The organism is Agromyces sp. GXQ0307 (genome assembly GCF_044769845.1).
Lineage (GTDB): Bacteria > Actinomycetota > Actinomycetes > Actinomycetales > Microbacteriaceae > Agromyces.
In genome coordinates this window covers 265,575-283,041 of the sequence record NZ_JBIZVY010000002.1, presented here as the reverse complement: position 1 = coordinate 283,041, position 17,467 = coordinate 265,575, and the positions used below count along the sequence as shown (strand labels likewise).

Below are 17,467 nucleotides of genomic sequence, written 5' to 3'. Positions count from 1 at the left end.
CATCGTACCCCGGGGCGACGGGCCGCCCGCGGTCGTGCCGGGCCGGGGGTTCTCGGCGCTCCGACGACGCGTGGGGCAGAATCGACCCATGGCCGTACGCACCCCGGACCCGGACTGGAACCCCGACGACGAACCCGTCGTGCAGCCGCCCGCCAACCCGGGCTGGCTCTCCGACCTCGAGCTCGCCGAGATCCGCGGCCGGCTGCCGCTGCTCTACGTCGAGGCCGTGCCGGTGCGCGTCGACGGCGTCGGCCAGGTCACCGAGGTCGGCGTGCTGCTGCGCGCGAACGCGGTGGGCGAGATGACCCGCACGCTCGTCTCCGGACGCGTCATGTACGGCGAGACGATCCGTGACGCGCTCTTCCGTCACCTCGAGAAGGACCTGGGCCCGATGGCTTTCCCGCTGCTGCCGGCGAGCCCGGTGCCCGCGACGGTCGCCGAGTACTTCCCGCTGCCCGGCATCTCGCCGTTCACCGACGAACGCCAGCACGCGGTCTCGCTCGCCTACGTCGTCCCCGTCACCGGCACGTGCGAGCCCCGTCAGGACGCGCTCGAGGTCACGTGGGTGTCACCCGCCGAGGCCGCCAGCGACGCGTTCGGCTCGGAGATGGAGGGCGGGCGCGGCGTGCTGCTGCGACGCGCGCTCGCCGCGGTCGGCGCCCTCGACTGAGCCGCGACCCGAGCGCGGATTTCGCGCGACGCGCGTCAGCGCACCATCCGCACCTCGTGGATGCTCTCGCCGAGGAACGGCTCGTCGTGCGAGACGCCGTCGGCCGCGAAGCCGTTGCGCTCGTAGAAGTGCACCGCGTGCTCGTTCGCCGACGGCACCCAGAGGTAGACCGAGTCGTCGCCGACGGCCGCGTCGAACAGCTTCTGCCCGATGCCCATGCCGTGGTGCGAGTCGAGCAGGTGGATGAAGAAGAGTTCCCGGTCGCGGGGGGCGTCCTCGTCGCGCGCCGGCCCGGCGCCGGCGAACCCGACGATCTCGCCGTCGACCAGCGCGGCGACGTGCGTGAAGGCCTCGCCCTGGCTCATCCAGTGCGTCCAGAGCTCGGCCATGCGGCGCGGCGAGAGGTTCTCGAGCGTCGCGGCGCTCACGAGCTGGTCGTAGTCCTCGTGCCAGCACTGCGCGTGGACCCGGCCGAGTGCCTCGGCGTCGGAATCGCGGATGGGACGGATGACGACATCGGCAGCGACCTCGGTGCTCATGCGGCACAGGCTAACCCGGGCCACCGTCGCGGGCGAAATCGGCGACGGCCCCGCCACCCTCCTCGGGTGCGGGGCCGTCGGCGGCGCGATCGGGGCTCAGCCCTGCGCGCGCCGGTTGGTCCGGCTGGTGCGGTTCGGCGAGACGAGGCTGCCGACGCGGAGCGGCTGCTTCTGCGACGGGCGAGCGGATGACTGGCGCTGCGCGCCCGTCGTCTGCGCACCGCGCGACTGGCCTCCGCCCTGCTTCGGCGCGTGCGCCTTCGCCTCGGCGGGGCGACCCGAACGGTCGCGGCGCGGCGCGGCGGGCGCGACGTCCGCCTGGCCGCCGCGGCCGCGGCCGCGGCTGCGCCGGCCCTGGCCGGCCGGCTGGGCGATGCCCGCGGGGCGCTCCTCGCGGGCCGCGCGCTTGCGCTGCGCGTTCGCGCCCTGCGAGCGGCCGCCGCCCTGCTGGGGCTTCGCCTCGCGCGGGGCGGGCTTCACGTACGGCGCGACCTCGCCCACGAGCGAGACCACCTTGGGGGTGGTCGGCGAGACCTTCTCCGCGGTGACCCGGATCTCGGCCTTGCGGAGGAGCTTTCCGAGGTCGTCCATCTGGCCGGGCAGCGCGATCGTCACGACGTCGCCCTCGCTGCCGGCACGCGCCGTACGACCCGACCGGTGCAGGTACGCCTTGTGCTCCATGGGCGGGTCGACGTGGATGACGAGCTCGATGTCGTCGACGTGCACGCCGCGGGCGGCGACATCCGTGGCCACCATGACCTTGACCGACCCGTCGCCGAACGCGGCGAGGTTGCGGTCGCGCTGCGGCTGCGAGAGGTTGCCGTGCAGGTCGACCGCGGGGATGCCCTGCTCGGTGAGCTTCTTCGCGAGCTTCTTGGCGTGGTGCTTGGTGCGCATGAAGAGGATGCGGCGGCCGGTGCCCGAGGCGAGGGTCTTCACGAGCTCGTGCTTGGCGTCGGTGTCGGCGACCTGGAACACGTGGTGGGTCATCGCGGCGACGGGGGAGTGCGCCTCGTCGACCGAGTGCAGCACCTCGTTCTGCAGGTAGCGCTTGACGAGGCGGTCCACGCCGTTGTCGAGCGTCGCCGAGAACAGCAGGCGCTGCCCGCCCGTGGGGGTCTTGTCGAGGATGCGCGTGACGACGGGGAGGAAGCCGAGGTCGGCCATGTGGTCGGCCTCGTCGAGCACGGTGATCTCGACGGCGTCGAGGTGGGCGAAGCCCTGCTTCATGAGGTCCTCGAGGCGACCGGGCGTGGCCACGACGATGTCGACGCCCGCGCGCAGCGCGTCGACCTGGCGCTTCTGGTTGATGCCGCCGAAGATCGTCGTGACCTTCAGGTCGTACGCCGCGGCGAGGGGCTCGAAGGTCTGCGTGATCTGCGTCGCGAGTTCGCGCGTCGGGGCGAGCACGAGGCCGAGCGGGCGGCCGGCGCGACGACGACCGCCGGCGAGCGACGTGCCGAGGCGGGCGACCATCGGCAGCGCGAACGCGATGGTCTTGCCCGAGCCGGTCTTGCCGCGGCCCAGCACATCGCGGCCGGCGAGCGTGTCGGGCAGCGTGTCGGCCTGGATCGGGAAGGGGGTGGTCTTGCCGTCGGCGGCGAGGGCCGCGACGAGGGGTGCGGGCACGCCGAGCGCGCCGAAGGTGATCTCGGTCAAGGGGGTCCGTTCCGGATGGCACGGCCGGGCGCGCCGGTGCACGTGCGGCAGCGGCGGATGGGCCCGGCGGTGGGTGATGGCGAAGACGCCGGTCGGCGAATCCGTTCGCCGTATGAAGTCATCGGGCCCGAAGCCCGGAAGCGTGTCTACGACGCAGGCGGCGCGTTCCTCGCGCACGCCGTCGACCACCATAGCGGATGTCGGCTGGGAGCCCGATCCGCGGCGCGTCAGCGCGGCATCCGCTCGCCCACCGGGATCGGCTCGCGCAGCGTGTTCCCGGGAGGAGCGAGCGGGCACGACCAGGACGGGTCGTACGCGCACGACGGGTTGTAGGCGAAGTTCAGGTCGATGACCAGGCTGTCGTCGTTCCCGCCCGAACCGAGGTCGGCGCCCTTGATGGTGTCGAGCAGGTAGCGGCCGCCGCCGTAGGTGCCGCCGGGCGCCCCGGCGAGGCCGTCCTTGACCGGAAGGAACAGCCCCCCGCCGTACGCCGTGAGCCGCCACACGTCGAGCGTGCCGAGGTAGGGGAGCCGCACGGTGCCGACGAGCGAGAACGGGATCGTCCCGTCGGACGAGCTGTCGACGACCATCCGCTGCGGTTCCTCGGGTCGGCGCACCTCGAGCTCGAACCGCCAGTCCGGGTCGTACGGCGCGATCTCGAGGCCCGTGAACCGCGCGCGGTCGTCGGGCAGCAGCGGCGACTGCGGATGCCCGGCGAACAGCTCGTCGCGTCCCGAGCGCCACAGCTCGTGACCCTGCGCGGGGTCGTGCACGCTGAGGTGCCGCACGCCGGCGTAGAGGGCGAACACGTGCCGGCGCCAGTCGGCGAGCTGGAGCGCCCCGAGCGAGGCCGTCACGATCGCTCGCTCCCACGGCCCGCGCCGTTCGGCGCGACGGACACGGCCGCACGTCCGGCCTCCGCCCGCGCCGCGTCCGCGGTGCCGGGCGGGTCGTACGCCCACGTCGGCGCGAGCTGTCGCAGCCGTGCCCCCCGGTACTGCCAGAACGCCCACGTCGGGTACCAGTACAGGGCGTCGAGCGCCCCGGCGCTGGCGCGCAGCTGGTCGCGGTACAGCGTCCGCCCGTCGGGCAGCGGCGAGATCGCCATGCGGTGGTCCCAGTGCCGGAACGCCGACAGCGGACCGGTGACCGCGCCGCCCGCGTCGCGGAGCATCCGCACGCCGGACGGCAGCCCGCCCGGGTACGACACGTCCACGTACTCCTCGCCGCTCGGCGCGATCCCGAACGCGAGCGCGCGCATCCGATGCGGTCCCTCGGGCCACGTCGCCGGGAAGCCCTCGGCCTCGAGCGACTCGAAATCGAGCCACGGCGCGACAACCTCGCGCAGCACGGCCGGGCTCCGGATCGCGCGCCACGCGGCATCCGCATCGCAGTCGAGGGTCAGCTTGAGCAGCACCCGCATGGCACGACCCTAGGGGCGACGGATGGCGCGATCCAAGCGGCCGCGCCGGATTCACGGGCGTCGCACGGCGACCGCCCGGTCGGGTCGCGGATCGCCGCGCTAGGCTCCCGAGCATGGCCGACGCCGCCGACTGGCTGCCCTCCCTCATCGTGTTCGGGCCCGCTGCGCTGGCGCTCGCGGCGGGCGTGATCGGGTTCCGACGCCTGGGCACGCGGCGCGAGGCGCGCGACGCCGTCGCGGTGCGCGAACTCGAGACCGCCGCGAAGGCGCGGTTGGTCGGCGCCGACGAGGCCGTGCGCGACGCCATCCAGGAGATCCGGTTCGCCGAGGCGCAGTTCGGCCCGGAGACGGCGCGCGAGCTCGGCGAGACGGTCGAGCGTGCCCGCGGATGGCTCCGCGAGGCCTTCCTCCTCCAGCAGCGCCTCGACGACGCCGAACCGGACACCGCGGCGCAGCGTCGGGCCTGGAGCTCGCGCATCTCGTCGCTGTGCGACTCCGTCGAGCGGGCGCTCGCCGACGCCGAGGAGGTGCTCGCCGCGCGACGCGCGGCCGAGCGCGGGGCGGCCGACGACACGCCGGCGCTCCGCGAACGCGCACGACGACTGGGCGCACGACGAGCGGATGCCGCATCCGCCCTCGAACGACTCGGTACCCGGTTCTCGGCGGCGGCGCTCGCCGGGGCGCAGGGGGCGCTCGCGCGTGTCGACCACGACCTCGCGACCGCGACGTCGGCACTCGACGACGCCGCGCACCGGCTGGCCGAGGCGCCGGGAGCACCCATCGCAGGCCTCAACGGCCGCGCCGCGCACGCCCTCCGGCGTGCGGAGGGCGAACTCGATCGCATCGAGCACGTCGAACTCGACCTGGCTCGCGCTGCGGAGGACGCCGGTCTCGAGGCGGCCGACCTCGACGCGGAACTCATCGCGGCGCGAGGCGAGCGCGACCGCGCATCCGACCCGGAGGCGGGTGCAGCGCTCGCGTCCGCCATCGGCGACCTGTCGCCGCTCCTCGTCGGCCGTGAGCACCGAGCGGACGACCCGTTCGCCGAGCGGGATCGGCTGCGGGCGGCCCGCGACCGGCTCGAGGCGGCCCGGGCGGGTGCACGACGCGAGCAGGAGCGACTCGACGGCGCGCGCGGCGCGCTGTCCGGCGCGATCGCCATCGCCGAGAGCCAGATCCGCGTCGCGGGCCAGGCGCTCGAGCGGGCCCGCGCCTTCGTGGGCGCCGACGCACGGACCCGGCTCGCCGAGGCCGAACGGCAGCTCGGCATCGCTCGGCGCGAATCCGATCCGGTCGCGGCGCTCGACGCGGCGCGGCGCGCGGCCGCACGCGCGAGCGACGCGGAGGCGTTGGCGCACTACGCCGCGCTGCACCGCTGACGCTCGCGGCGCAGCCCGTGGCCCGGTCCGCGACCCGAGGCGAGGCCGCGGCTACTTGCCGCCCGCGATGAGGATGTCGGCGCCCGACGTGTACGACGCGTCGTCGGAGAGGAGGTACGCGACCGCGCCGGCGATCTCGTGCGGCTCGCCCGGACGCCCCATCGGGATGTTCCCCGCGCGCTCGTCGGGGGCGTTCGGCCGCCCCGCCGCCGCGTGGATCTCGGTGCGGGTCGTGCCGGGCGACACCGTGTTCACGCGCACGCCGACCGGGGCGAACTCCTTCGCGAGTCCGATCGTCATGGCGTTCAGCGCGGCCTTGCTCGCCGCATAGGGGATGTACGTGTTCGGTGCACCGTGCGTCGCCGCCCCCGAGGAGATGTTCACGATCGACCCGCCTGCGCCGCCGCGATCGGTCGCCATGTGCGCGATCGCCGACCGGCACAGCACCATGGGCGCGAGCACGTTGATGCGGAACACGAGTTCCGACTCCTCGATCGAGCCGTCGAGGAACGGCCCGATGAGGCCGGTGATGCCCGCGTTGTTCACGAGCCCGGTGACCCGCCCGAACAGGCCGACCGCCTCGGGGACGATCTCGGCCGAGCGGTCGAGGTCGGCGAGGTCGAGCTGCAGGAGCTCGACGCGCGCGCCCGCCGCGCGGCATCCGTCTGCCACCGCCTCGGCCTCGTCGCGCCGCTCGCGATAGGTCAGCACGAGGTCGTGGCCCTCGGCCGCGAGCCGCTCGGCGATCGCGCGCCCGATGCCCCGGCCGCCGCCGGTGATGATGGTGACGGGCCTGGCGTCGACATTCGAGGTCATGCTCCCACCCTACGAGTGGGTCGCTCCGCGCCGATCGCGTAGCCTGACGCGGTGAGCACGACGACCAGCACGACCGCCGCCGAGGCGACGCCCGCCGCGCAGTCGAAGTACCAGGTGCGGTTCGACCAGGGCGCCGACGGCGTGCGGCGGATCGCGCGGGGCGCCGACGTGCTCGTGTGGGTCGACCAGGTACCGGATGCCGCGGGCGGCGGTTCCGGTGGCGGCACCGCCGCGGCGGCCCGCGTGCCCGCCGAGGTGCTCGCCGACGCACCCGGCGCGGTGCTCGTCGCGGGACTCGCCGACGCCGCGGCGGCCGGTGCGTGGATCCTCGCCGAACAGGAGGCCCTCGGCCGGCGCGCGTACCTCGCGATCGTCGCGGCCGGGCGCTCCGACGGCGGCTTCGCCGCCGACGACGTGCTCGCAGCCGGTGCCGTGATCGACGCGCTCGCCGAGCTCGGCATCGACGACACCTCGCCCGAGGCCGCCGTCGCCTGCGCCTCGTACACGGGCCTCCGGCGCGCGGTCGCGCACCTCGCGACCGCCTCGGTCGGCGGGCGCGAGGCGATCGCGGAGGGCGCCGACCCCGCGGCCCTGCGCCGCGCCGCGACGCGCGACGGCGACGCGACGGCGCGCGTCGTCAGGGCTCGCTGAGCGCGTTCCCCGCCACCGGCGCGGCGATCACGCGGCGCTGAGGGCGACCTTGCCCGACTTCCTGGCGCGGTGCGCCCGGACCTTCGCACGGTTGCCGCACCGCTGCATCGAACACCAGCGCCGGCTCGCGGCACGCGAGGTGTCGAGGTAGACGATGCCGCAGTCGCCGGCGCAGCTGCGCACGCGGCCGTGGTTGGCCTCGCCGAAGCAGTCGACCGCGTCGCGCGCGATCGTGGAGAGCGCCTGGCCCACGGTCTGCACCGAGCGCCCCGCCTGCCGTGAACCGCCGTCGAGCGTCGGCGGAATGTCGGGCGTGGCGGCGTACAGGTTGACCACGTCGATGTCGGCGGTGGCGAGTGCGTCGCCGCGGCCGGCCGCGAGGGCGAGGCGTGCGATCGCGTCGCGCAGCGAGGTCGCGTCGAACAGGTCGCGCGACCGTGCGGGCGCGACGGGCATCGGGAAGCGCTCGCGCATCCACGCGGTGAGGTCGTCAGGCGAGTTCAGTCGTGCGGGGGCGACGGCGACGGCGACGTGGATGCCACCGGTGTAGGCGAAGTCGAGCGCGAACGAACCGGAGTCGAACCACCACCGCCCGCTGTCGTCCGTGAACCATTGGCCGACGGGGATCGAGACGGTCGAGACGGGCACCGCACCAAACTACCGGCTCGCGCGCACCGTGGCCGCCACGATCCGGTCACGGCGCCGGGCCCGATCGGCGAGTGGCACGGCGGGCGCGGTCCACCCCGCGGCATCCGCCCCCCGCGTCAGTCGGCGGCCGCGCTCGCCGCGGCTCGCCGCATCGCCGCGGTGATCTCGCGGCGGCTCCACACGATGAGGTTCCGCCGGTCGAAGCCGCGACGGCAGAGCCCGCAGCTGAGCGGACGGCTCGGTTCGCGATACCGGTAGTGCTCATGCCCGACCGGGCATCGGCCGACCCACGGCGCGAGCTCGTCGGCGACCGCGCCGTCGTGCGTGCGCCGACCGACATAGCCGATGTCGGCCGCGGTCGTGGCCCACCGGGGCCCGTGGCCCGCGCGAGGCCCGGCCATGGCGTGCGCGACTTCGTGCAGCAGGATCTGGTGGATCTCGTCGTCGTCGTAGCGGGCCGCGAGGTAGCGCGAGACCGAGATCCGCCGCTCGGTGTAGTTGCACAGCCCGGCGCGCTTCTTGGCGTTGTCGAAGCCGAAGCTCCACACGGCGGGGTCCAGGTGCAGGGCGATGAGCGCCTCCGCCCAGATCCGAACCCTCGCGAGATCCGCCATGCGATCGAGGATATCCCCGGGAGTACCGGGTGCAACCGCTTCCGGGGTCCCCCGAACGGGGGACCGGCCTAGTCCGCGTCCGCGAGCCGGATCCGCACGAGGCGGTCGTCGCCGTCCCGCGGAGTCCCCCGTCCGTCGGTGTTGTTGGTGAGCGCCCAGAGCTCGCCGTCGGGCCCGGGCACCACGTCGCGCAGGCGTCCGAGTTCCCCGGCGAGCGCCGCCTCGACCTCGGTCGGCGAGGTCAGCGCCGGCGACGCGAACCACAGCCGCTCGCCGCGGAGCGCGGCGAGCACGATCGTGTCGCCCACGATCGCGATGCCGCTCGGGCTGGCCTGCGAGGTGGGCCACTGCACGGCCGGGTCGCGGAAGCGGTCGTCGTCGGCCCGACCCTCCACGATCGGCCACCCGTAGTTGGCGCCCGGTTCGATGCGGTTGAGTTCGTCCCAGGTGTTCTGGCCGAACTCGGCCGCCCACATGCCGCCCGCGGCATCCCATGCGAGGCCCTGCGGATTGCGGTGGCCGAGGCTCCACACGAGCGTGCCGTCGGGGTTGCCGGGGGCCGGTTCGCCGTCCCGCGTCATGCGCAGGATCTTCCCGCCGAGGGCGTCCGGGTCCTGCGAGAGGTCGCCGTCGCCCGCGTCGCCGGTCGTCGCGTAGAGGAACCCGTCGGGTCCGACCGCGAGCCGGCCGCCGTTGTGACGACTGCCGCGCGGGATGCCGTCGAGCACCACCTCGGGCTCGCCGAGTCCGAGCTCGCCGGGTTCACCCGTGAGCGGCATCCGCACGATGCGGTTGTCCTCGTCGGTCGAGAAGTACGCGAGGACGGATGCCTCGTCGGCGCCGTCGCCCGGAAGGTGGGCGAGCCCGAGCAGCCCACCCTCCCCGCCGGCGACGACGTCGGGCAGGACGGCGGCCTCACGCACGTCGCCGTCGGGGAGCACCTCGACGACCCGCCCGCGATCGCGTTCGCTCACGAGCACGCCGCCGTCGGGCAGCCGGAGGATCGACCACGGCGACTCGAGACCGGTGGCGAGCGTCTCGGCCTCGCCGACGGGTCGCACCGCCGGCGGCGCGGACGCCGCGGGCGACGTGGATGCGGGTGCCGACGACGTGATCACGACCGGACCCGAGTCCGCGTCGGGCGCACAGCCCGCGAGCACGGCCGTCGTCGCGACGAGCGCGGCCGCTGCGGAGACCGCTCCGGTCCTGCTTCGCGTCCGCGGTGTTCGTCCGGGCATCCGAGACCTCCTCCGGACCGGGAGTGCGTCGTTCCGGCCCGCCCGCCCAGTCTGCGCGAGCAGGCGGGAGAATGGGAGCATGCAGCGCGCGATCGACCTGAACGCCGACCTCGGCGAGTCGTACGGCGCGTGGAGCATGGGCGACGACGAGGCGATGTTCGAGGTCGTCTCGAGCGCGAACGTCGCCTGCGGGTTCCACGCCGGCGACCCGCTCACCATGCGTCGCAGCGCACGCCTCGCCGTCCGCCACGGCGTCGTGCTCGGTGCGCATCCCGGCTACCGCGACCGCGCCGGGTTCGGCCGGCGGGCGCTCGACGTATCAGTCGACGAGCTCGCGGCCGAGCTCCTCTACCAGCTCGGAGCGCTCGACGGCATCGCGCGCGGGGTCGGGGCGAGCGTGGCCTACGTGAAGGCGCACGGTGCGCTCTACCACCGCCTCGGGGCCGACGGGTCCGCCGCCGCCGCCGTGGCCGACGCGCTCGCCGAGGCTGCGCCGGGCGTCGCCGTGCTCGGGCCGCCCGGGAGCGCGCTCGAACGCGCCGCGTCGGCCGCCGGCATCCGTTACGCCCGCGAGGCCTTCATCGATCGCGCATACCTCGCCGACGGCCGCCTCGTGCCGCGGGGCCACCCCGACGCGCTCGTGCACGACCCCGAGCGGGCGGCCGATCGGGCCCTCGAACTCGTCGAGACCGGCGGCATCGGCGCGGCCGACGGAGCGCGCGTCGAGCTCGCCCCCGACTCGCTCTGCCTGCACGGCGACACCCCCGGGTCGGTCGGCATCGCGCGGGCCGTGCGGGCGGCGCTCGCGAGCGCCGGTCACGACGTGCGGCCGTTCGCATGAGCCGCGCCGAGCCTCGGCTGCTGCCCGCCGGCCGCTCGGCGATCCTCGTGGAGTGCGACGGGCTCGACGCGGTGATCGAACTGCACGACGCACTCGCGCTCGACCGGCCCGAGGGCGTGGTCGAGCTGGTCCCGGCGGCACGGACCCTGCTCGTGGCCGTCGACCCGGCCAGTCTTCCACTGGAGTCGGCGGCGAACTGGGTGCGCCGCGCGGCGCGCGGTGCCCGTCCGACCGCGCCGTCCGAGACGGCTGACGGTCCTCGCGTTCGCGCGGGAGCGCCGGCGTCGGACGACCTCGTGATCGACGTCGACTACCGCGGCGTCGACCTGGCCGACGTCGCGGCGCACCTCGGCGTGACCGCCGAGCACCTCGTCGCCAGGCATCTCGCCACCCGGTGGCGGGTCGCGTTCATCGGCTTCGCGCCGGGGTTCGGCTACCTCGTCGCCGACGACTGGCCCTTCGACGTGCCGCGGCTCGACGTCGCGCGGACGCGCGTGCCGCCCGGCGCCGTGGGGCTCGCCGGCGCGTTCTCCGGCGCCTACCCGCGCGAGAGCCCGGGCGGGTGGCGCCTCATCGGGCGGACCGACGCCGCACTCTGGGACCCGGAGGTCGATCCGCCGGCGCTCCTCGTCCCCGGCCGCGGCGTGCGCTTCCGGGAGGCGCGCGCGTGACCCGGCTGCGCATCGACGGCACGGGCGGGCGCGTGCTCGTCCAGGACCTCGGCCGTCCGGGCTTCGCGCACCTCGGCGTCGCGCCGTCGGGCGCACTGGATCGCGGCGCGCTCGCGCTCGCGAACCGGCTCGTCGGCAACCCCGACGGGTTCGCCGGCCTCGAGGTCGTGCTCGGCGGTCTCCGCTTCGCGTCGGATCGCGATCTCTGGTTCGCGGTGACCGGTGCGTGGGGGTCGGTCCGCGTGGCCGGACGCGAGGTCGGCCCCTACCGTGCCGCGCGCGTGCGCGCCGGCGAGCCCGTGGAGATCGGCACCGCGCAGCGCGGTCTCAGGTACCTCGTCGCGGTCCGCGGCGGGATCGACGAGCCCACGACCCTCGGATCCCGCAGCCGCGACACGCTCGCCGGGATCGGACCCGAACCCGTCGACGCCGGGCGCGTGCTCGCCGTGGGGCCCGAGCCCGCGACATCCGTGCCCCTGCTCGACGACGACGCCGCCTACCCGCCCCCGGTCGGCGCGGTCGTGCTCGGCCTGCTGCCTGGGCCGAGGGCCGACTGGGTGACGGATGCCGCGCTCGCCGCGCTGCACGAGTCGGGCTGGCGCGTCTCCGCCTCGTCCGATCGCGTGGGCGCGAGGCTCGAGGGGCCCGCGCTCGAGCGTCGCGTGGCGGGCGAACTCGTGAGCGAACCGACGGTCGCGGGCGCCATCCAGGTCACCGGCGCCGGGGTGCCGACCGTGCTCCTCGCCGACCGGCCCGTGACGGGCGGGTACCCGGTCGTCGCGATCGTCGACCCGGCCTCGCTCGACCGGCTCGCGCAGGTCCGGCCGGGCCAGGAGGTCCGGTTCCGGCACGCCTGACGGCGGCGACGGGCGGCGCTACGGCTTCGCCAGGAAGACCGACCGCGCGGGCGGCGGGGACGGCACCGCCGTTGCATCCGTCACGATCGGCGCACCCGCGACGAAGCGGACCAGCTCATCGCCCTCGACGAGCTTCGCCGGAGCGGGGTCGCTCGCGAGGCGCCTCGGCATCCCGTCGAACGGCAGCGGGTCGTGCGAGGCGTACATGACGACGTTGCCGAAGCGCCGCCCCTTCAGCATGCCCGTGTCGGCGGCGATCGCCACGTGCGCGTAGACGTGCCCGAGCGTCGCCGCCTGCGAACGGGCGAACGCGAGCCCGGCGCCGTCGGCCACGTTCACGGCGACGATGCCCCCGGGCGCGAGCCTCGGCGAGATCAGCTCGTGGAACTCGGCGCTCGTGACATGGGCGGGGGTTCGGGCGCCCGAGAAGATGTCGACGATCGCGAGGTCGACCGCACCGTCGAGCCCCGCGGGGAGCCTGGCCAGCACCTCGCGGGCGTCGCCGTGCCGCACCCGCACCTGCGCGCCGCGCGGGAAGGGCAGGTTCGTGCGCACGAGGTCGACGAGGTCGGACTCGAGCTCGATCACCTGCTGGCGTGATCCCGGCCGGGTCGCGATGACGTACCGGGGGAGTGTGAACGCGCCGCCGCCGAGGTGCAGCACCGTGATCGGCCGGCCCTCCTCGCGGACGAGGTCGACGGCGTGCCCGATGCGCCGCACGTACTCGAAGCCCAGCCACTCCGGCTGCTCGAGGTCGACGTGCGACTGGGGCGTGGCGTCGACGGTCAGCGTCCACGATCCGGGTCGCGTGCGCGACTCCTCGAGGCGGGCGAGGTGCCCGCTCAGGGCGAGGCGTCGTTCGAGTTCCGGCACGGATGCCACGCTACCCGCGCCGGATCAGCATGCGCCCCACAGCACCGCGTCCAGCCGCGCACCCTGCAGCACGTCGACGGGGAACGGACCGGCCTCGCGGAGCCGCTCCACGACGAGCGACGGGATCTCGCGACCGGCGACGATCACGGCGTTGCCCTCCTCGGCGCCCGCGAGCACGCCCGGCGGTGCGGCGACCAGGAGGTCGACGGCGGGGTCGGCGCGCGCGAGCGCGCGGGCCTGCGCGGCGAGTCGCGGTCCGCCCGCGGCGTCGGCGACGTTGACGACGACGAGCCCGGCCGGCGCGAGACGCGAGAGGCACGCGCCGAGGAACGCCGGGTCGTCGACGAACGCCGGCGCCTCGAGCCGCGCATAGAGGTCGACGATCACGAGGTCGAATCGGAGGTCGGCGTCGAGTCGTGCGAGCGCGTCGCGTGCATCGGCGACCATGACCGAGATGCGCTCGCCCGCGGGCAGTGGCAGACGCTCGGTGACGAGCGCCACGAGCCGCGCGTCCGCGTCGACCACGACCTGGCTCGAGTCTGGTCGCGTCGCCGCCACGTACCGCGCGAGGCTCATGGCGCCGCCGCCGAGGTGGAGGGCCGTGACGGGCGCGCCCGGATCGGCGAGGGCGTCGACCACGTTGCCGATGCGGCGCACGTACTCGAAGAACAGCCGCGTCGGCTCATCGGCGTCGACGTGCGACTGCGCGGCGCCGTCCACGAGCAGCGTCCAGCCCCTCGACGAGAACACGTCGCGCTCGAACTCGATGCGTGGCGCCATGGGGGCATCGTCGCACGCCGACGCGCCCGAGGAGGAGGTCCACGACGCCCGACGGGGCCGCACGCGCGGGTTATACCCGAGATGCCGGGACAAATCAAGAATCCGACTGGACATGGCGCGTCATCCGGTCTATGCTTGACCTTTGCGCTCCCAGACCCACTATGCCTTCATATTGCGGTCGGCTTCTGCGTGTCGGGTCTCCCGGCATCCGCACCACGTCTGAGGGGTCAACTCCACCACCACCGACAGTGAACCGGCCCCCGACGGGGCCATGGAGGTCATTTCCTTGGCTGCTGCGCGCAACGCATCCACGCCCACCCCCAAGAACGGACGCGGTGCAAGCCGCCTCTCGTTCGCGAAGGTCACCGACACCCTCACCGTACCCGATCTGCTCGCCCTCCAGACCGAGAGCTTCGACTGGCTCGTCGGCAACGAGGCCTGGCGCGCCCGCGTCGAGGAGGCCATCGAGTCCGGCCGTCAGGACCTTCCCGAGGCCACCGGCCTCGAGGAGATCTTCGAGGAGATCTCGCCCATCGAGGACCTCGGCGAGACCATGCAGCTCTCGTTCTCCAACCCCGAGCTCGAGCCGCCGAAGTACACCATCGACGAGTGCAAGGAGAAGGGCAAGACCTACTCCGCTCCGCTGTACGTCAACGCGGAGTTCATGAACCACCTCACCGGTGAGATCAAGACCCAGACGGTCTTCATGGGCGACTTCCCGCTCATGACCCCCAAGGGCACCTTCGTCATCAACGGCACCGAGCGCGTCGTCGTCTCGCAGCTCGTCCGTTCGCCCGGCGTCTACTTCGAGCGCACGCCCGACAAGACCTCCGACAAGGACATCTACTCGGCGCGCGTCATCCCGAGCCGCGGCGCGTGGCTCGAGTTCGAGGTCGACAAGCGCGACCAGGTCGGCGTCCGCATCGACCGCAAGCGCAAGCAGTCGGTCACCGTCTTCCTGAAGGCCCTGGGCCTGACCTCCGAGGAGATCCTCGAGGAGTTCGCCGGCTACGAGTCCATCGCGCTCACCCTCGAGAAGGACAACATCCTCACGAAGGAGGAGGCGCTCAAGGACATCTACCGCAAGCTCCGTCCGGGCGAGCAGGTCGCCGCCGAGGCTGCGCGTGCGCTCCTCGACAACTTCTACTTCAACCCGAAGCGCTACGACCTCGCCAAGGTCGGCCGGTACAAGATCAACAACAAGCTCGGCCTCGAGGCGCCGCTCACCGACTCGGTGCTGACGGTCCAGGACATCGTCGCCACGATCAAGTACCTCGTCGCCCTGCACGAGGACCGCGCGACCCTGCCCGGCCGCCGCGGCGGCAAGGCGGTCGACATTCGCCTCGACGTCGACGACATCGACAACTTCGGCAACCGCCGCATCCGCGCCGTGGGCGAGCTGATCCAGAACCAGGTCCGCACCGGCCTCTCGCGCATGGAGCGCGTGGTCCGCGAGCGCATGACCACGCAGGACATCGAGGCGATCACGCCGCAGACCCTGATCAACGTGCGACCCGTGGTCGCCGCGATCAAGGAGTTCTTCGGCACGTCGCAGCTGTCGCAGTTCATGGACCAGAACAACCCGCTCGCCGGCCTCACGCACAAGCGCCGCCTCTCGGCGCTCGGCCCCGGCGGCCTCTCGCGCGACCGCGCGGGCGTCGAGGTCCGCGACGTGCACCCCTCCCACTACGGCCGCATGTGCCCGATCGAGACGCCGGAGGGCCCGAACATCGGCCTCATCGGCTCGCTCGCGTCGTTCGCGCGCATCAACTCGTTCGGCTTCATCGAGACGCCGTACCGTCGTGTCGAGAACGGCAAGGTCACCGACCACATCGACTACCTCACCGCGATGGAGGAGGACGACTTCATCGTCGCCCAGGCCAACGCGCCGCTCGACGGCAAGGGCCACTTCGTCGAGGAGCGCGTGCTCGCGCGTCGCAAGGGCGGCGAGGTCGACCTGTTCCCGGCCGACGAGATCGGCTACATGGACGTCTCCCCGCGCCAGATGGTGTCGGTCGGCACGTCGCTCATCCCGTTCCTCGAGCACGACGACGCGAACCGCGCCCTCATGGGTGCGAACATGCAGCGCCAGGCGGTGCCGCTGCTGCGCAGCGACTCGCCGTTCGTCGGCACGGGCATGGAGGGCTACGCCGCGATCGACGCCGGTGACGTGATCACCGCCGACCGTGCGGGTGTCGTCGCCGAGGTCTCGGCCGACGCGGTCACGCTGCAGCTCGACGAGGGCGGCACGCAGACCTACTACCTGCGCAAGTTCGACCGCTCGAACCAGGGCACGTCGTACAACAACCGCGTCGTCGTCTCCGCGGGCGACCGCGTCGAGGTCGGCGAGGTCATCGCCGACGGTCCCGCGACCGACAACGGCGAGCTCGCGCTCGGCAAGAACCTCCTCGTGGCGTTCATGCCGTGGGAGGGCCACAACTTCGAGGACGCGATCATCCTCAGCCAGAACCTGGTGAAGGACGACGTCCTCTCCTCGATCCACATCGAGGAGTACGAGGTCGACGCGCGCGACACCAAGCTCGGCAAGGAGGAGATCACCCGCGACCTCCCGAATGTGAGCCCCGACCTGCTGGCCGACCTCGACGAGCGCGGCATCATCCGCATCGGCGCCGAGGTCCGCCCCGGCGACATCCTCGTCGGGAAGGTCACGCCGAAGGGCGAGACCGAGCTCTCGGCCGAGGAGCGACTGCTCCGCGCGATCTTCAACGAGAAGAGCCGCGAGGTCCGCGACACGTCGCTGAAGGTCCCCCACGGCGAGCAGGGCACCATCATCGGCGTCAAGGTGTTCGACGCACAGGACGGCGACGACGAGCTCGGCTCGGGCGTCAACCAGCGCGTGGTCGTCTACATCGCCCAGAAGCGCAAGATCACCGAGGGCGACAAGCTCGCCGGCCGCCACGGCAACAAGGGCGTCATCTCGAAGATCCTGCCGGTCGAGGACATGCCGTTCCTCGCCGACGGCACGCCGGTCGACGTCATCCTGAACCCCCTCGGCATCCCGGGTCGAATGAACTTCGGCCAGGTGCTCGAGACCCACCTCGGCTGGGTCGCCAAGCAGGGCTGGAAGGTCGACGGCAACCCCGAGTGGGCCAAGCGCCTGCCCGAGGTCGCCCGCGAGGCCGAGCCCGGCACCAAGGTGGCCACGCCCGTGTTCGACGGCGCCCTCGAGGAGGAGATCGCGGGTCTGCTCGACTCCACCCTCCCGAACCGCGACGGCGAGCGGCTCATCGACTCCAGCGGCAAGACGCAGCTGTTCGACGGCCGTTCGGGCGAGCCGTTCCCGTACCCCGTGTCGGTGGGCTACATGTACATCCTGAAGCTGCACCACCTGGTCGACGACAAGATCCACGCGCGTTCGACCGGCCCGTACTCGATGATCACCCAGCAGCCGCTCGGTGGGAAGGCGCAGTTCGGCGGCCAGCGCTTCGGCGAGATGGAGGTGTGGGCGCTCGAGGCCTACGGCGCCGCGTACGCGCTGCAGGAGCTCCTCACGATCAAGTCCGACGACATCCTCGGCCGCGTCAAGGTGTACGAGGCCATCGTCAAGGGCGAGAACATCCAGGAGCCCGGCATCCCCGAGTCCTTCAAGGTGCTCATGAAGGAGATGCAGTCGCTGTGCCTGAACGTCGAGGTCCTCTCGGCCGACGGCACCGCGGTGAGCCTCCGCGACACCGATGACGAGGCCTTCCGCGCAGCGGAGGAGCTCGGCATCAACATCTCCGCGCGCTTCGAGTCGTCGAACATCGACGAGATCTGATCCGCCAGGCATACGAGAACGACTTCAGGA

At 73.4% G+C, this 17,467-nt stretch carries 17 protein-coding genes; 7 read left to right on the top strand and 10 right to left on the bottom strand.

The features are described from left to right. Positions 1 to 88: 88 nt before the first annotated feature. A complete protein-coding gene (locus ACIQH8_RS06675) occupies positions 89 to 670 on the top strand; it encodes an NUDIX hydrolase family protein (RefSeq protein ID WP_400996293.1) in 582 nt (193 codons plus the stop codon). Between the two features lie 35 nt (positions 671 to 705). Here the strand turns inward: ACIQH8_RS06675 and ACIQH8_RS06670 are convergent, their stop codons facing one another. The 4 genes from ACIQH8_RS06670 to ACIQH8_RS06655 form a co-directional block, all read right to left on the bottom strand. Further along, positions 706 to 1,209: a GNAT family N-acetyltransferase gene (locus ACIQH8_RS06670; protein ID WP_400996290.1), complete on the bottom strand. Its 504-nt coding sequence runs from the start codon at positions 1,207 to 1,209 to the stop codon at positions 706 to 708. A gap of 96 nt (positions 1,210 to 1,305) precedes the next feature. After that, a complete protein-coding gene (locus ACIQH8_RS06665) occupies positions 1,306 to 2,868 on the bottom strand; it encodes a DEAD/DEAH box helicase (RefSeq protein ID WP_400996288.1) in 1,563 nt (520 codons plus the stop codon). Positions 2,869 to 3,095: 227 nt separating this feature from the next. Further along, positions 3,096 to 3,728, bottom strand: a complete 633-nt coding sequence (locus tag ACIQH8_RS06660) for a DUF1684 domain-containing protein (protein WP_400997871.1) — start codon at positions 3,726 to 3,728, stop codon at positions 3,096 to 3,098. Beyond that, a complete protein-coding gene (locus ACIQH8_RS06655) occupies positions 3,722 to 4,291 on the bottom strand; it encodes a hypothetical protein (RefSeq protein WP_400996285.1) in 570 nt (189 codons plus the stop codon). Before ACIQH8_RS06655 ends, ACIQH8_RS06660 begins: the two co-directional genes overlap by 7 nt. Positions 4,292 to 4,404: 113 nt before the next feature. Between ACIQH8_RS06655 and ACIQH8_RS06650 the strand changes: the two genes are divergently transcribed. Further along, positions 4,405 to 5,670: a hypothetical protein gene (locus ACIQH8_RS06650; RefSeq protein ID WP_400996282.1), complete on the top strand. Its 1,266-nt coding sequence runs from the start codon at positions 4,405 to 4,407 to the stop codon at positions 5,668 to 5,670. A 51-nt stretch (positions 5,671 to 5,721) separates the two neighbouring features. Here ACIQH8_RS06650 and ACIQH8_RS06645 read toward each other — a convergent pair whose 3' ends face one another. Beyond that, positions 5,722 to 6,486: an SDR family NAD(P)-dependent oxidoreductase gene (locus ACIQH8_RS06645; protein WP_400996280.1), complete on the bottom strand. Its 765-nt coding sequence runs from the start codon at positions 6,484 to 6,486 to the stop codon at positions 5,722 to 5,724. Between the two features lie 51 nt (positions 6,487 to 6,537). Here ACIQH8_RS06645 and ACIQH8_RS06640 point away from each other — a divergent pair, with 51 nt between their 5' ends. Then, the gene (locus ACIQH8_RS06640) at positions 6,538 to 7,137 is read left to right on the top strand and encodes a hypothetical protein (RefSeq protein ID WP_400996278.1); all 600 of its coding nucleotides are present in this window, start codon (positions 6,538 to 6,540) and stop codon (positions 7,135 to 7,137) included. Between the two features lie 27 nt (positions 7,138 to 7,164). Here ACIQH8_RS06640 and ACIQH8_RS06635 read toward each other — a convergent pair whose 3' ends face one another. The 3 genes from ACIQH8_RS06635 to ACIQH8_RS06625 form a co-directional block, all read right to left on the bottom strand. Further along, positions 7,165 to 7,785: a CGNR zinc finger domain-containing protein gene (locus ACIQH8_RS06635; protein WP_400996275.1), complete on the bottom strand. Its 621-nt coding sequence runs from the start codon at positions 7,783 to 7,785 to the stop codon at positions 7,165 to 7,167. 116 nt (positions 7,786 to 7,901) lie between these two features. After that, positions 7,902 to 8,399, bottom strand: a complete 498-nt coding sequence (locus tag ACIQH8_RS06630; protein WP_400996273.1) for a SprT-like domain-containing protein — start codon at positions 8,397 to 8,399, stop codon at positions 7,902 to 7,904. A gap of 68 nt (positions 8,400 to 8,467) precedes the next feature. Then, the gene (locus tag ACIQH8_RS06625) at positions 8,468 to 9,637 is read right to left on the bottom strand and encodes a PQQ-dependent sugar dehydrogenase (protein ID WP_400996271.1); all 1,170 of its coding nucleotides are present in this window, start codon (positions 9,635 to 9,637) and stop codon (positions 8,468 to 8,470) included. Positions 9,638 to 9,716: 79 nt separating this feature from the next. Here ACIQH8_RS06625 and ACIQH8_RS06620 point away from each other — a divergent pair, with 79 nt between their 5' ends. The 3 genes from ACIQH8_RS06620 to ACIQH8_RS06610 are packed head-to-tail and all read left to right on the top strand — an operon-like array spanning position 9,717 to position 12,006. Continuing rightward, positions 9,717 to 10,478, top strand: coding sequence for a LamB/YcsF family protein (locus ACIQH8_RS06620; RefSeq protein ID WP_400996269.1), 762 nt, complete (start codon positions 9,717 to 9,719; stop codon positions 10,476 to 10,478). Beyond that, a complete protein-coding gene (locus ACIQH8_RS06615; protein WP_400996267.1) occupies positions 10,475 to 11,149 on the top strand; it encodes an allophanate hydrolase subunit 1 in 675 nt (224 codons plus the stop codon). The genes ACIQH8_RS06620 and ACIQH8_RS06615 overlap by 4 nt, the downstream gene beginning before the upstream one ends. After that, on the top strand, positions 11,146 to 12,006 hold the full coding sequence (locus ACIQH8_RS06610) for a biotin-dependent carboxyltransferase family protein (RefSeq protein ID WP_400996265.1): 861 nt from the start codon (positions 11,146 to 11,148) through the stop codon (positions 12,004 to 12,006). The genes ACIQH8_RS06615 and ACIQH8_RS06610 overlap by 4 nt, the downstream gene beginning before the upstream one ends. 18 nt (positions 12,007 to 12,024) lie before the next feature. Here the strand turns inward: ACIQH8_RS06610 and ACIQH8_RS06605 are convergent, their stop codons facing one another. Then, on the bottom strand, positions 12,025 to 12,879 hold the full coding sequence (locus tag ACIQH8_RS06605; RefSeq protein ID WP_400996262.1) for a spermidine synthase: 855 nt from the start codon (positions 12,877 to 12,879) through the stop codon (positions 12,025 to 12,027). 24 nt (positions 12,880 to 12,903) lie between these two features. Next, entirely contained in the window at positions 12,904 to 13,659 is a 756-nt protein-coding gene (locus tag ACIQH8_RS06600; protein ID WP_400996261.1) for a spermidine synthase, read from the bottom strand. 286 nt (positions 13,660 to 13,945) lie between these two features. On the opposite strand from ACIQH8_RS06600, the gene rpoB reads away from it, so the two are divergent. Further along, the gene (gene rpoB / locus ACIQH8_RS06595; RefSeq protein WP_400996259.1) at positions 13,946 to 17,437 is read left to right on the top strand and encodes a DNA-directed RNA polymerase subunit beta; all 3,492 of its coding nucleotides are present in this window, start codon (positions 13,946 to 13,948) and stop codon (positions 17,435 to 17,437) included. Positions 17,438 to 17,467: the final 30 nt, after the last annotated feature.